We start from the raw sequence: 15,308 nt of genomic DNA on the forward strand, positions 1-15,308 counted from the left end.
GTTTCCGAAACAAAAAGGGGGGAGCTCTTAGATGAACCTCATCTTGGAGGTGAGGTATAGTCCGCGTTTGAACGTACTCTAATCCATCCAAAGGAGCGAAAAGAAAGTGCGGAAAAAACCGATCGCTTGGCTATTGCTGTTATCGCTTAGTGTCTCATTATTAAACTTTGCATCGCCGATTCCGAAGGTGTCGGCAGCTTCAGAAGAAACGATTTCTTTTCAAGATAACTTTACGGACGGAGATTTAACGGCTGATCCGGAGTGGACCGTCGCCTCCGGCACATGGACCGTCGCAGCGGATCCGGCTGATGCAAGCAATAAAGTGCTCAGCCAGACTGATGCGGGCGAAGGCATTATAACGACAGGAGACAATTGGACCGATTCCACCGTTACGATGCGCATTTATACCGGCGCCGGCGGTGCTTATCCGGGGATACTGGCCCGGGTCCAAGACTATAAAAACTTTTATTACTTCCAGATGCAAGCTTCGAACAATCTCGTGTTGTCCAAGCGGATAAACGGGACGGATACGACTATCAAGTCGGTTGCCTATACGTTCAGCAAGAACACCTGGTATACGCTCAAGCTTGTGCTGATCGGCAGCTCGATCAAAGGTTACATCGTCGAGAACGGCAAGGATAAGCTAGCTTTTGATGCCGTGGATACGACTTATGCAAGCGGTCAAATCGGCATTCGCAACAAATGGCAGTCCGTTCAAGTGGACGATGTGACGGTTACGGATATTCCTGCCTCGAATTTGGCCGCCATCCGGTCGGATTCTAGAACAAGCTCCTCGGTGTCCTTGACCTGGGATGCTGTAGACGGGGCAAGCAGCTATAATCTGTATCGATCTTCTACAGCGGGCAGCGGATACAGTTATGTGGGCAACTCTACCACAAACAGTTATTCGGACACGGGACTTAGTTCCGATACGGATTACTATTATAAAATGGCTTATGTGAACGGGGGAGTGACCGAATCGCAATGGTCTCCGGAATTTAACGCGAAGACGGATGGCGCGCCTCCGGCCGCACCTGCAAGTCCGATGGCCGCGGCAGTCAATGCCTCGAAGATCAATCTAAGCTGGGCGGCTGTTGCCAAAGCAACCGGTTATAAAGTGTACCAGTCAGCAGACGGCGGCGAGACGTATGACGTCATTTACGACGGTACGGCATTAAGCTTCCAGGCTACGGGACTAACGGCAAGCAAGGCTTACAAGTATCAGATTTCAGCTTATAACGCGTTTGGCGAGTCGGAGAAAGCTTCGGTTCAAGCAACGACGTATTCCTTCGACGCGCCGGCGAACTTTACGGCAGGGACCGTTACCGATTCTTCCATAACGCTGACTTGGGATGCGGTACCGGGGACGGCGGTCACTTATTCGGTGAAACGCGCGGCAAGCGCGAACGGCACTTACGCAGAGATCTATAACGGAACGGATACGACCTATACGAACACCGGATTAACGCAAGGTACCGGTTACTTCTATACCATTAGCGCGACAGTAGACGGCACGGCTTCTTCCGTTTCCGACGTGCTTGGCGCGAGCGCGGTGCGTACGTCTTTGACGCCTGGTGCTTTATGGGCGGATACAACCGGCAATCCGATTGACGCGCATGGCGCAGGAGTCATGTATGACGAGAAGACGCAGAAGTACTACTGGTACGGCGAATATCACAAAGGCGGTTGGCCTGCTGCCGGCGTCCGCGTGTATTCCTCGACGGACCTGATGAATTGGAAAGACGAAGGCATGGCGCTGACGTTAATCAATTCAATGGATGACTTCACGAATGATCCGCTCATCTCCAAGCTGTATGAAGGAAGAACGGATACGGTTAACATCTGGGCGGATATCCGCAAAGGACGCATTATTGAACGGCCGAAAGTCGTCTATAACGACGAGACCAAGAAATACGTCATGTGGGCTCACATCGACGGCGATAAAGACCCTTATAACAACAGTGCCAACTACGGCAAAGCCCAAGCTGGCGTAGCGATCAGCGATTCGCCGACCGGCCCGTTCGTTTATCAGAGCAGCTACCGGATGGATCTGGCTCCGGCCGGAGAGACCGATTACCATCCGAATGATAAAGGGATGGCACGGGATATGAACCTGTTCAAGGATGACGACGGAACCGCTTATCTCATCTATTCGAGCGAAGAGAATCTGTCTATCTACATCTCGAAGCTGACGCCGGATTATCTGGATGTAACCGGCTGGCATAAAGACGGCAACCACGACGAGAACGGGAACGCTGTCCGCGACACGGCCTACAAAGCGGAATACGGCGTAGACTATGTGCGCGTATTCCCGGGCGCGCAGCGCGAAGCGCCGGCGATGTTCAAATACAACGGCCATTATTACATGATTACTTCCGGCGCAACCGGATGGGCGGCGAACCAGAACAAATATACGGTAGCCGACAATATCTTCGGTACTTGGGCACCGATGCAGGATCCGTTCGTCCGTACTTCGGCAAGCGATCCGGATCCGGCCAAAGCGTTTAATACGCAGTCCACCTATGTCATTCCGGTTGATCCGGAGAACGGCAAATTTATTTATGTGGGTGATATTTGGAACGGCGGCAACTTTGCCAATGACGGCGCGAAGTATGTATTCCTGCCAATCGAGTTTGGAATGGGTACGGATATTGCGATCAAATGGTATGCGAGCTGGACGCCGGATTTGCTTGATGCCATGGGACAAGTGAATGTAACGACCAAATTCCCGGAAGCCGTTAAGCTTGGAGCAGTACCAAGTCTGCCGAATCAAGTGGATGTATCGGGCAAGACGGGAACCGTCTCGACACCGGTTACGTGGTCAGTCAATTCCCATGCGCTTACCGCTGCGGATTTTGCCAACCCGGGTCCGATAACGGTTCAAATGACATTGCCGGAATATCACAACAAGGTACAAAGCGTCAAAATGTATGTCGTGCCTGATAATGCGCTTTATTTTGTGAATGCGGGCGGATATGCGACTTCCGACTACAACCTGCTTGCCTCTTATATGCAAGGTTCATTGGCGAATAAAGGGGTAGTTGAACAAGCCTATAACGCGGACGACGCAACGCCTTGGGGTTACCTTGGCACAGACTCGCTGCCTTCGGGTTCAGTATCGGGGGATATTGTATCCACGGTCCGTTATTTGAACGGCGGCAACGTGGCGAACTCGCCAAAAGGCACGGATCTGTCTTATCAGTTCACGCTTGCGAGCGGCTCTTATGATGTGTATTTGGGCTTTAACGATCCATGGTCCAACGCGTCGAGAAAAGCGGATCTGCTTCTCAACGGCGAGAACAAAGGGGCTATCACCTTTACGCCAAGCAATACAAAGGCATTCACCGGCGTAAATGTAACAAACGGATCGCTTAATATAACAGTCAGAAACACGGCGGCACAAGATCCGATGATCAGCTGGATCATGATCGTGGATCCGGATTTAACGCCGGCAGCCGATCCGTCGATGGGACTTATGGCAACGGCAGCATCTTCGACAAGCGTTCAACTGGCATGGAACAAAACAACCGGTGCGCTTGGTTATAACCTGTACCGCTCAGGCAGCGAAGACGGCACGTACGCATTAGTGTACAGCGGCACGGCTGGAAGCTATACCGATTCGGGCTTGCCTTCAGAACATGCCTATTATTACAAAGTAGGCGTTATCGGCGCTTCGGGTACGGAGTCTGCCGTGTCCACTTCAACAAGCGTTGCCATCGCCCGTACCGCGCAGGAGGTTGCGGATAGCATTACGAGCATTACGGCGCCGGCAACCAATGCAACAACGTTGACGCTGCCAGCCGTTCCAGCGGCGTTCACCGCGGCTATCCTATCCTCGGACAATGAAACAATCGGCACGGATGGCGCCATTACGCCGCCTGCAGCTGACACGACGGTGAATCTCGTTCTGCGTGTCACGAGAACATCGGACGGCACGACGGCGGATACCATGTCGATCGCGGTTGTTGTACCGGCGAAATCTAGCCCAAGCGGCAACGGCAGCGGGACAGGCTCATCTAATAGCTTGACGCCCGTAGTGACGACGGATATGGCGAAATTGACGGTAAATGGCGTTATGGATCCAGGCAGTAAAATTGTACAAGGAACGGTAACCGAAGCTGAGCTGAATCAAGCGATATTGCTCGCTCCCGTATTGCGTACGGGGGAAAAAGTCGTCGAGATTGAGCTGCCGCAGGCAACAGGAGCAGCGGCGTACCGGCAACAACTGCCTGCTTCCGTTCTTGCATCGCTTGATCACAATCAAGTGATCCGGATCAAGACAGCTTTTGGCACAGTTACTTTGCCTGCGGGTATGTTCCCGGTTGATGAGCTTGCCTCTGCCAAACAGGTCACCCTGCACATCGGGCTTGCCGATTCCTCTACAGCAGCCAAACCCGTCATTGAAGTGAGCTTATTGGCAGACAACAAACCGCTCGCATTCCATAATGAAGATGCACCGGTCATCATTACGATTCCGTACACTCCGGCTGCCGGCGAATCTCCGGATCATCTCGTTATTGTGTACGTGAAGGATGACGGCACAACCGAGCCGGTGCCAAGCGGACGTTACGATGAAGCAGCAGGCGTCATGGTGTTTGCGACGACGCATTTTAGCAAATACGCCGTTGCTTACGTTCATAAAACGTTTGCCGATTTGACAGGGGTGCCTTGGGCAAAAACGCAGATTGAAGCACTCGCGTCGAAAGGGATTATTAACGGAACTTCCGTTCAAACCTACTCGCCGAATTCGGCCGTAACGAGAGCCGATTTCATTAAGCTTCTTGTATCTACGCTTGGATTGACAGCTACATTTGAATCCAACTTCGACGATGTCCATTCTACCGATTATTACTATAACGCCGTAGGCATCGCGAGAAAACTTGGCATTGCAAACGGATCTGGCGGTAACCGCTTTGACCCGCGCGAGAGCATCAGCAGACAAGATATGATGACGTTAACGGCGCAAGCGCTGGTCGTTGCTCGCAAGCTGCCTGCCATCAACGGGACAGCCGCGGACATGAGCGGATACGCTGATGCGGATCAGGTCAGCAACTATGCCGCTCTTGGCGTTGCGACGCTCGTGAAGAACGGCATCGTTCAAGGCTCGGGAAGCAAATTGTCCCCTCTGGCGACAACAACAAGAGCAGAAGTGGCCGTCATGCTGTACAATATTTACAAGAATTAGAATAAGAGACAAAGATAATCCGGAAGTAGGTATTCTTCCGGATTGTTCTTTTTTCCCAGCTTGATATAATAGGCGCTGTAAACGCTGCAACATACCTGCGAAATTAGGAGAGTGTGCGAATTTATGAGTTCTAACTATCATTTGAACGACGGTTCTTCGCGTCAACCGAGAATGGAAATCCAACAGTCCTGGTGGGCGATGATTGGGCTTGGCGAGAACGGCCGGGAATGGACGATGGAGGAGAAGTTTGAGAAGATTGCCGAAGCCGGCTTTACCGGCATTAGCGCAACGATGCCTTCCGAACAAGATTATGCGCAGTGGCACAGTCTGCTGGATAAACATCAGTTCAGCTTCAGCACGATTGCTTTTCCGGCGAACGTGAAGGACATGCTGGATACGCTTGAAACCGCGAAACAGTTCGGACGGGTACAGTATATCAACTCGCAAGTTATGGATGCGTTTGTTATTGGCGATGAAGCGGTTCAATTGCTGGAAGGACTTCTGGACGCGTCTTCGGAAGCGGGCATTCCGCAATTTATCGAAACCCATCGGGGAAGAATTACGCAGGATCTGCTCCGCACGACCGATTACGTTCGGGCATTGCCGCAGTTAAAGCTTATTATCGATCTGTCGCATTACATTGTTGGCGGCGAATTAGACGGCAACCATAGCCGTGCGGAAGCGGAATTTGACGTGCTTCTTCAGCGGACTGCCGGCATCCACGGCCGAATCTCCAATGGAGAACAGGTTCAGGTGGATATGGCGAGCGGAGCCCATCCGATGGTCAACCATTTCAAACGCTGGTGGCGCAAAGGGATGCAGAATTGGTATGCGAATGCCGTTCCTGGCGATATTCTCTCCTTTATCCCGGAACTTGGTCCACCTGGATACGCGATTACGAGATTGGTAGAGGACGGCCGCGAGGTCGAGACAACCGACCGCTGGCAGGAGGCGCTGCTTCTGAAGCAAATCGCCGAGGAGCTGTGGGAAGAGGTTGTTGCCGAGGCGGCCAGTCAGCAAACCATTCGATAATTCAAAAGATCTAGGTTAATCTATCGCATCAACAGTTAATCTATCGCATCAACAGAAAGGCTGTTCCAAAGTCAGTTAATGACTTTTGGGACAGCTTTTTTTTTCGTTCGTTTTACAGAAATAATCAATAAAATGGTTCGTTTTGCCAATTCGCTGAACAAATCATCAATCGGAATCAAGCTTTTGCCCATACCCATTTGGATTACAGACATTCTATAATTTGGATGTTTAAGGCGGAAGGAGGGCAGGAGAAATTTTGTAATCGTTATCATTTGAATTTGATATGGAATCGCGATAAGGAGGAATTGATGGATGAAGAGAAGATGGTTGTTAATCATGATGACGGCTTGCTTGCTAATGAGCACGGTAATCACGGGTTCGCAGGGGCAAGCCGCTTATGCGGCCGACGCAGCGTTGCAGCCGGGAACGATTCCGCTTGGAGCGGACGGGCGAAGCCAGCTCTACCCGGATAATTGGTATCCGGGTTTTGAGGACGGGGAAGGAAGGTTTCTTCATGACTTCTCCTATGCTGGTTATCACCGGGGCGAAGCACCGCTTCCCACTGTCGGTCTGGTCGGAAGCATTGATGTGACGAAAGCGCCTTACCTTGCGGATTCCACGGGACAAAAAGATGCCACCTCGGCTATCCAGCAGGCGATTAATGATGCTTCTGCCGCTGGCGGCGGTGTTGTCTACTTGCCCGAAGGCACCTATAAGGTGAATCCGCCTGCCGGACAAGCCTATGCGCTTGGCATCAACGCAAGCAACGTGGTGCTCAAAGGCGCGGGGATCGGCAAGACATTCCTATACAATGCCTCCGAATATATGAAACAGAAGGACATTATCCGGATTGGCGGCGGCGACTGGGCGAAGACGGATACGTCCGCCAAGCTGAGCAAATCGCTTACCAAACCTACCGTTCTGCTGCCGGTTGACCATGCGGCCGGTTTTGCCGTTGGCGATTACGTGCTGATTACTTTCGATACAACGGAGGAGTTTCTGGCGGAACTGGGGATGCAAAACAAGTGGGCTTCGCGCCTTGGCAAGGTGGAGCCGATCTTTTACCGGCAGATTGTCGCCGTAGACGAAGCGCATAATACGCTGACGGTAGACGTTCCTACCCGTTATCCGCTGAAGATAAGAGATAACATCACCATAACCAAGACGGCAGCGCCAATCTCGGAGATCGGACTGGAAGACTTCTCGATAGCAAACGTCCAGAATTCCAAGAGCGGCCTTGGCGAAGATGATTACAAGGTGGAAGGAACGGCCGGCTACGAGACGGATAACGCAAAAGCCATCAACGTCATAGCGGCCGCTAACAGCTGGATCCGCAACATTAGCACGTATAAGCCGGAGGGCAACTCTACCTACCACATTTTATCGAAAGGCATCATCCTTGACCGGACCAAAAATATAACCGTCGACCACGTCACGATGCAATACCCGCAATATCGCGGAGCTAACGGCAACGGATACCTGTACCAGTTCATCGGCAATGACAACCTGATTACGGACAGCAATGCGATAGGAGCCAGACATAGCTTTACCTATGCGAACTTCTCCGCGAACGGCAACGTGATGCACAACGTGTACTCGGAGAACTCCTCGTTAATGACCGACTTTCATATGTATCTGAGCATGGCGAATCTGATAGACAACATGACGGTAAACGGCGATGGCATCTCTGCCATTACGCGGGATTATGGCTCGTCGGCAACTAACCGGCATGGTGTTGTTACTACAGAAAGCGTGTTCTGGAACACGACGGGGCTTAAAGCTCATAGCAGCAAAAACGGCATCATCGTGGAATCCGAGCAATTCGGCAACGGCTATGTCATCGGAACAAAAGGTCCGGTAAGCGGGGTTAACGTACAAATCACCGGTTCCATTCCGGAAGCCGATACGAAGCCGTTCGATATGGCGGAGGGTATTGGCGAAGGCGACCGGTTATCGCCGCAAAGCCTCTATGAGGATCAGTTCGAGAGGCGGAACAGCCAGCTTGCGGCAGGACTTGCTTCGGTGCTGGTGAACGGGGAGCCGGTGGATGGCGTACAATTCCTGAAAACCGCGTATACGGTTGTCCTTCCTTACGGAACGAAAAACACGCCAATCCTTGAGGCAACGCCACTTGCCGGCAGCGCATCCATTCAAATCGAACAGCCGGCCGGTCCAAACGGCAGCGGTACGATTCATGTCACGAATAACGGCCGGACACAGGATTACACAGTGACCTTCCAGGTTGCGGCGAATCCGGCTCTGCCGCAGAGCATTACGCTTTCTCCCGACCGTTCCGTTCTGGGCTGGAGAACAACAAGCGATGCGATCAGCGCCGGGCATGAAGGTACTTTGAAATCGTTAATTACGCTTAACAACGGAGAAACCATCGATCCCTTGCAAGCCGGAATCAAGGTGAAATATACGTTGGACAACAAGGAGCTTGGCAACATGAAAGGCAATGTGTTCAAAGCGAAAAAGCCGGGAACGGTTACGATTACCGCAACAAGCAAAATGAACGGCGTAACGGTTACGGGTACCAGAACCTTTACAGTGCTGGAACCGATGGCGGAGCCGGAAGGCAAGCTTGCGGACATCCGCCAAGTAACGGCTAGCGCCAATGACGGCAATCTGCCGGTCAATACGATGGACCGAGATCCGGATTCCCGCTGGTCGGCGGACGGCAGCGGTCAATATTTGCTGGTTGAGCTGGCGAAGGCGCAGAAGATTGACCAGGTAAGTATTTTGTTCTACAACGGCAATACGCGGTACAGTACCTTCGACATTGAAGTATCGGAGGACGGCGTCCATTATGAGAAAATACTCGATCACCAGAAGAGTCGGAAGCCATCGCCCAATGCGATTGAGAATTTTCCGTTCCCTAAGCCGGTAAAAGCCAAATTCATCAAATATGTAGGTTACGGCAACGAACTAAACGGCTGGAACAGTATCGTGGAGTTCTGGGCGCATAAGGCTGCGAAATAAGGTTTGAGCGAGGAGAGGGAGGACCCTCTCTTTTTGCTATATAACCTGTGCCATTTGGGGCAAGATAATCCTCAACATGAAGAAAAAGAGGTTGCATCCGCATGACTGACAATTCCAAATGGCTGCGAAGCCATCTGATTCCGTTCAAGCAGAACAGGTTGCTGCAGGTCGCGATTGCCGTACTAGCCGTATTCTGGATCATCATGGCGATCAAGCCATCCGATTGGAAAATATGGGCGGTCGAGAATTCGCTCCTGGTTGCTTTTGTTGTTGTTCTGATTGTGGTGTACCGGAAGTTTCCGCTCAGCAATTTATCTTATGTGCTAATCGCAATCTTCCTGGCGATGCATGCCTATGCCGCGCATTATACGTATCAGGAAACGCCGATAGACGATTGGCTGAAGCAGCTTTTTCATATCAAAAGAGGATTTTACGACCGGATTGTCCATTTCGCTTTTGGCCTGTTGATCGCCTTTCCCGTACGGGAGGCGGTTCAGTATTTTCTGAAGCTGCACAGGAAGTGGCCCTCCTATATCGTGACCTTTACGATGATTATGACGGCAAGCGCTTTGTACGAATTGCTCGAAATGTGGTCGGCTTATCTGTTTAACAAGAAGATGGCGGCTAAGTATATCGGGCTTGAAGGCGATCCGTTTGATTCGCAGAAGGATATGACTTCGGCGCTTGCCGGAGTACTTATTGCTATCGTTATATTTCTGATTGTGCATAAAGCATTGAACCGCAAGAACAACATGATCGGGAAAAATACCGATTGAAAAGCCGAAATCGATATGCTATGATGTGCAAAAGCAAAAAGCGCAGAAGAGAATAACATGCAAGCCGCTTATGTTCAGAGAGCAAGGGGAACGCTGCAACCTTTGCCTTAAGCGATGCATGAGGTCATCTCGGAGCTGTTGACTGAAGGCTGAATGTCGGCTGTGTAGGCTCAACCGGATTGGCACACGTTACCGTGCGGCAGGTAAGCAGAAGCTTATCTCATGAGACCGGAATGCAATAATGCCGGTGAATCAGGGTGGTACCGCGAAGATAACCCCTTTCGTCCCTAGGCACGTTCAGCTGTATGCTGTCGCCTGTGGAAGAAAGGGGTTTTATGATTTTCATAAAAGAAGCGTGGAAGAGAAATAGCGTCATGCGGCTTATGCCCAGAGAGCAGAGGGATTGGTGAAACCTTTGCCATAAGCGATGGACGCGGTCATCTCGGAGCTGTTGACCGAAAGCTGAACTTCAGCCAAGTAGGCTCAACCGGAATTGCACACGTTAACGTGCAGCAGGCAGGAGCTCTCCTGCCTCTTGAGACCGGATTCGCGAGAATTTCGGTGAACCAGGGTGGTACCGCGAAGACTAAACCCCTTTCGTCCCTTATGGCCTTGCAGCATTGCTGTGATTAGCCGGGGAAGAAAGGGGTTATTATTTTTTTCGGGAGGCTGCTAATTATGCAACAAATGACAGAAGCGCAAACGCAAAGATGGATGACGGGCTCGGAAGCATTGCTGCAAGGATTATTGGATGAAGGTGTTGATACGGTATTTGGTTACCCGGGTGGAAGCGCGTTATATATTTACGATGCGATGACGCAAAATAAAGAGTTCAAGCACATTCTTACCCGCCATGAGCAAGGAGCCGTACATGCCGCTGACGGCTACGCGCGTTCGACCGGTAAAGTCGGGGTATGTATTGCGACTTCCGGACCGGGGGCGACAAATCTGGTAACCGGCATCGCAACGGCGCATATGGATTCCATCCCGATGGTTATCATCACGGCCAATGTCCCTACGTACATGATTGGAACGGATGCTTTCCAAGAAGCGGACATCATCAGCATTACGATGCCGATTACGAAGCATAGCTACTCGGTGCGCGATGCGGCAGACATTCCGCGGATTTTGCATGAAGCTTTCTATCTGGCCAATACGGGGAGAAAAGGTCCGGTGCTGATCGATATTCCGAAAGATATCTCGAATGCGAAGCTGCTCTATGAACCGTACACGGCGGAGGTGAAATTTCGCGGGTATGAGCCGGATCCTGAGATCGATGCGGAACGCATAGGGGAATGGCTCTTGGCTATTTCCGAAGCGAAGCGGCCTGTTGTTATCGCTGGAGGCGGTATTGTGCATGCGAATGCTTCGGATGAGCTTATTCGTTTTATTGATCAGACCCAAATTCCGGTTGTAGCAACCTTGCATGGACTGAGCGGCTTCCCAAGCGGACATCCTCTGGCCCTTGGCATGGCGGGTCATCACGGTAATTACGCAGCGAATATGGCTATCCAACAGGCGGATCTGATCATTTCGCTTGGCTCGCGATTTGACGACCGGCTGACAATGAAGGTTAGCGGATTTGCGCCGCAAGCGAGACGGATCGTCCACATCGACATTGATCCGGCGGAGATAGACAAAATCGTTAAAGCGGATATCAGCATCGTAGGCGATTTGAAAGGAATTCTGGCGTATGCTTCGGCAATAGCGGCGCCATCCCCTGCAACGGGTTGGATGGAACAATTGCGCGAATATAAGCTTCAGCATCCGCTGCGCTATAACGACTCGGATACGGAGCTGAAGCCGCAATATGTTCTCGAGATGCTTCACCAGACTTCCAATGGCGACGCGATAATATCAACGGACGTAGGCCAGCATCAAATGTGGACCGCGCAGTTCTACAAGTTTAATCAGCCGCGTTCGCTCCTCACCTCCGGTGGACTTGGCACGATGGGGTTTGGTTTTCCGGCAGCGGTAGGCGCTCAGATCGGCAATCCCGACCGGCTCGTCATCTCGATTAACGGCGACGGCGGCATGCAGATGTGCGCCCAAGAAATGGCGATATGCGCGGTGCAGCAGATTCCCGTAAAGATCGTCGTATTGAACAACCGAGTACTCGGAATGGTTAGACAACAGCAGGAACTTATGTACGAGAACCGTTTAAGCCAGATCGATCTCGCGGGCAGTCCGGATTTTGTCTTGCTTGCCGAGGCTTATGGACTTAAAGGACTCCGTGCATCGAATAAGGCGGAGGCAAATGCAGCCTGGAAGGAAGCGCTCGAGACGCCGGGTCCGGTACTTGTGGAGTTTGTTATCCCAATGGACGAGAATGTATATCCGATGGTTCTTGGCGGCACGGCTCTGGATGAGATGATTTTGGGTGACTTTGAGTAAAACTTCTTCCAAGTATTTACGTATATAGGGTAATCCCGTACGTAGAGGAGGAGGACATGAACGGAATCAGAACCAGAATCAGAGTAACCGGAATTTGCATGGCAGCCGTATTCATTCTTGCGTCGATCGCTGGCTGTGGAGGAGATCCTTCGCAAGATGACGTACTAAATCAGCTGAAACCTGACAACAATGAAACATACGCTCTTCATTTGTTTTACGAGAACATTCTCCCTGACAGTGAGACTACAGAGCTCAATAAGTTTCATAACTCAGACCAGAGGTTAACGACAGCTATAACGAAAGTTCAGTTCTGGGACCAGGAGCAGGAGCGGAACGTGAAATGGGCTTCAGCAATCGGGATTAAAGACTTCCCGATGTATGTCCTTCTCGACCGGAAAGGCATCGTACTGGAGACGCCATACTTGAGTCGGATAGAGGAGTTCTTAGCCGAAAGTTTGCTGAAGGAATAAATACCATATGCCTGTTGACATCAATAACTGTATACATTATTATAACAGTAACAACAAAAGTTACAGTTGCTTACTTTACATTAAAAGGCGGTGATGACCGTGAATATTGCAGTCAGCGATTGGGTGCAGGGACAAACGATCAGCGGCGAATTTATTTTCGGCTATGTCGAACAAATCGACTTGGAACAAGGCGTTATGAAAGTACATGTTGTGAAATCGGATAACGAAGATTCTGCCGGACGGATTGCTCTTGCCAAGGCTCATCATTTGAGAAAACAGGCAGATTGGTCGCCGGATGAAGACGAGATCCGAAGCTTGGTTGACCTGGCGTTATCGGCGCAGGATCAAGCTTGGTTTATGGAGCTTAGCGGTCAACTGAAGGATGCGGAAAAAGGCAATTCAAAAACGCGCAAATGGTTATGGAACAATAACGGGTCGCGTTTATCCCATATTATCGAATAAATAAAAGGGTTCAATAAGCTTAAGTTGCTTATTTGAACCCTTTTAGCATTTTATGGAGCGGATGGTTGCGGCCGAAGTTTTCGAAAGGCGATTTGCCTAATGGCTGATTAGATGCAGCTGGAGCAGCTTGTGCCGTTTGCTTTTTCGCGGCGGCAGGCGTCTTGACGGTTTGCTTGCCTTTGCTTTTGCTCTTCGCGCCTTTGCTTTTCCCGGTTGAGGCTCTTCCGTTAACGCTGCTCTTCACGCCATTGCCGATGGCTTGGCTTTCCGTCTCCCTTCCCGTTTCCTCGAGCTCTACCTCCGATGTCGTTGAGCCGTTCCCATTACCGACCTGAATCGATTCGGGAGCAATTTGCTTGGCAAATCCAAAATGAATAATGCCGTTGTTATTAATGATAATGACCTTCCCGATACAGTTAAACATACAAGACTCGCATCTCCCCGCTAGCTGAGGCTTATCTTCTAGCTTATGGACAATAGAAATGGTCCGAATGGGTGAATGAATTGGGGAGACGAAAAAAGGCTACCCCATGCCTTGCGTTAGCAAGATTAACGGGATAGCTCTATTTTCTAAGCTTGCGCTGCCGGTTTCATCGCGTGATCTTTGGATTCCGCAGCTTTAGGTTCAGCCGCTTTGGTCTCGAATAATTCCCAGCGGACAAGATTTTCAAGTATGATCGCCAGAATGACGCCAATGATCAGGCCATTGGACAAAATCGGCGTCAAGAGTGGCGGGAATTCCGCAAAGGCCGAAGCGGGAATGTTCATGATGCTGATACCGGTAAGCACCGGCAGGGCAACTCTATATATCGTTTTGGCATTAAACGTTGTTCCTTGGAAAGAACGGATCGCCGTGCCGAACATTTGCAGATAAGCGACGAATAAGACGGCATTCCCGACGGATAACGGAAGTGTGGACAACCAGCCTCCCAATGCTGGGAAGATGCCCACGATAATAAACATCATGGAACCCGCAATAAGCGCGGCGCGGCGCAGCACCTTCGTATTCTCCAGAAACCCGATCGAAGAAGCAAACGTTCCGAACGGAATGAGCCCTAGACACCCTGCAAGGATAGAGAAACCGTTCGTGAACAGAATCGAACGTACGAACTGCTTGTTCGTAGCTTCCCGCTTGAATAGTCTGCCCGCTGCCGTCAGGCTGGTTAACGTATTCGTCATGTTCACAAGGCCCGCCAACAGGCCGACCATTATAATGCCGGGTTCAAAACCAGGCGTTCCCCAAGGGAGCCAATGCCAAATGCCGTTGCTGCCGCCGGCTGTCCCCATCCGGCTTGAGCTACCGAACAGGATCGCGTACAACGTCCAGCCGATAATAATGCCTCCAAGCAAAGAAAATTGTCCCCATTTCCCTTTGCCCTTCAGATGGATAAGCGCCACGACGATGATAATAAACAACGATAAAGCAGCCATCTTCAAATCCCATTTGCCGCCTTGATCATAACCAATCATCCCTTGGAAGAAGGTGTTCGCCAACTGGAAGGTGAGGAGCAGCAGGAACACGCCCATAACCATCGGGGTGAAAATCCGTTTCAACACGTTGAGAAAACCGCTTAAAGCGAGTACGATGACGATCGCGCTGGACAAAATAAAGCCGCTGCTTAGACTGGCCGCTACCGTTCCGACATCCATTCCCATTGCCGGCGCGGAAGCGCAAATGCTAAGAACAAGTCCCCACCATACGCCTGCCGGTCCGTCCATCAAAGCGTAACGATGCCCCCACACGGCTTGCACGATGCACAGCACGCCGGTCAAAATAAAGGACCGCTGCATCGAAGAGGCGATATCCTCCGGTGCAAGTCCGAGTGCATGGCCAATCGAGAGCGGCACCATAACTGTATTCGTAAAAATAAAGAACAGCCACTGCATACCCGCAAGCCATACAGTAAAGCTTTCTTTTGGTTTAAACATGATTATCCCCAGCTTTCTTCACAATTTCCGTTCATTTCGAGCTTCGTTTTTCTCCCGAATGCTCCGTTTATGGTATCA

General features: G+C 51.0%; 9 protein-coding genes. 7 read left to right on the forward strand and 2 right to left on the reverse strand.

The window, feature by feature from the left end:
- Positions 1-106: 106 nt before the first annotated feature.
- The 7 genes from QQK89_RS05645 to QQK89_RS05675 all read left to right on the forward strand — a co-directional run bounded on the left by QQK89_RS05645 (position 107) and on the right by QQK89_RS05675 (position 13,301).
- Positions 107-5,185 (forward strand): S-layer homology domain-containing protein, encoded by a 5,079-nt coding sequence (locus QQK89_RS05645; protein WP_284237504.1) that lies wholly within the window; start codon positions 107-109, stop codon positions 5,183-5,185.
- Positions 5,186-5,308: 123 nt separating this feature from the next.
- Entirely contained in the window at positions 5,309-6,217 is a 909-nt protein-coding gene (locus tag QQK89_RS05650) for a sugar phosphate isomerase/epimerase family protein (RefSeq protein WP_284237505.1), read from the forward strand.
- A 312-nt stretch (positions 6,218-6,529) separates the two neighbouring features.
- Positions 6,530-9,199 (forward strand): discoidin domain-containing protein, encoded by a 2,670-nt coding sequence (locus tag QQK89_RS05655; RefSeq protein WP_284237506.1) that lies wholly within the window; start codon positions 6,530-6,532, stop codon positions 9,197-9,199.
- 101 nt (positions 9,200-9,300) lie between these two features.
- Positions 9,301-9,975 (forward strand): DUF2238 domain-containing protein, encoded by a 675-nt coding sequence (locus QQK89_RS05660; RefSeq protein ID WP_284237507.1) that lies wholly within the window; start codon positions 9,301-9,303, stop codon positions 9,973-9,975.
- 678 nt (positions 9,976-10,653) lie between these two features.
- Positions 10,654-12,369 carry a biosynthetic-type acetolactate synthase large subunit gene (gene ilvB / locus QQK89_RS05665; RefSeq protein ID WP_284237508.1) on the forward strand — a complete coding sequence of 572 codons (1,716 nt, stop codon included), beginning with the start codon at positions 10,654-10,656 and terminating at the stop codon, positions 12,367-12,369.
- Positions 12,370-12,425: 56 nt separating this feature from the next.
- Positions 12,426-12,839 carry a hypothetical protein gene (locus tag QQK89_RS05670; protein ID WP_284237509.1) on the forward strand — a complete coding sequence of 138 codons (414 nt, stop codon included), beginning with the start codon at positions 12,426-12,428 and terminating at the stop codon, positions 12,837-12,839.
- A 99-nt stretch (positions 12,840-12,938) separates the two neighbouring features.
- Positions 12,939-13,301, forward strand: a complete 363-nt coding sequence (locus tag QQK89_RS05675) for a hypothetical protein (RefSeq protein ID WP_284237510.1) — start codon at positions 12,939-12,941, stop codon at positions 13,299-13,301.
- Positions 13,302-13,329: 28 nt separating this feature from the next.
- Here QQK89_RS05675 and QQK89_RS05680 read toward each other — a convergent pair whose 3' ends face one another.
- Both QQK89_RS05680 and QQK89_RS05685 read right to left on the reverse strand, forming a co-directional pair.
- On the reverse strand, positions 13,330-13,725 hold the full coding sequence (locus QQK89_RS05680; RefSeq protein WP_284237511.1) for a hypothetical protein: 396 nt from the start codon (positions 13,723-13,725) through the stop codon (positions 13,330-13,332).
- Positions 13,726-13,871: 146 nt separating this feature from the next.
- Positions 13,872-15,230, reverse strand: a complete 1,359-nt coding sequence (locus QQK89_RS05685) for a uracil/xanthine transporter (protein ID WP_284237512.1) — start codon at positions 15,228-15,230, stop codon at positions 13,872-13,874.
- Positions 15,231-15,308 lie beyond the last annotated feature (78 nt).

The sequence above is a fragment of the Paenibacillus glycanilyticus genome, from assembly GCF_030161375.1.
In the GTDB taxonomy this organism is placed as follows: domain Bacteria; phylum Bacillota; class Bacilli; order Paenibacillales; family Paenibacillaceae; genus Pristimantibacillus; species Pristimantibacillus glycanilyticus_B.

What these genes read in the sequence shown, in the direction of transcription:
- QQK89_RS05650 (WP_284237505.1), top strand. Translation starts at nt 5,309, where the DNA reads ATGAGTTCTAACTATCATTTGAACGACGGTTCTTCGCGTCAACCGAGA.
- QQK89_RS05655 (WP_284237506.1), top strand. Translation starts at nt 6,530, where the DNA reads ATGAAGAGAAGATGGTTGTTAATCATGATGACGGCTTGCTTGCTAATG.
- QQK89_RS05660 (WP_284237507.1), top strand. Translation starts at nt 9,301, where the DNA reads ATGACTGACAATTCCAAATGGCTGCGAAGCCATCTGATTCCGTTCAAG.
- ilvB (WP_284237508.1), top strand. Translation starts at nt 10,654, where the DNA reads ATGCAACAAATGACAGAAGCGCAAACGCAAAGATGGATGACGGGCTCG.
- QQK89_RS05670 (WP_284237509.1), top strand. Translation starts at nt 12,426, where the DNA reads ATGAACGGAATCAGAACCAGAATCAGAGTAACCGGAATTTGCATGGCA.
- QQK89_RS05680 (WP_284237511.1), bottom strand. Translation starts at nt 13,725, where the DNA reads ATGTTTAACTGTATCGGGAAGGTCATTATCATTAATAACAACGGCATT.
- QQK89_RS05685 (WP_284237512.1), bottom strand. Translation starts at nt 15,230, where the DNA reads ATGTTTAAACCAAAAGAAAGCTTTACTGTATGGCTTGCGGGTATGCAG.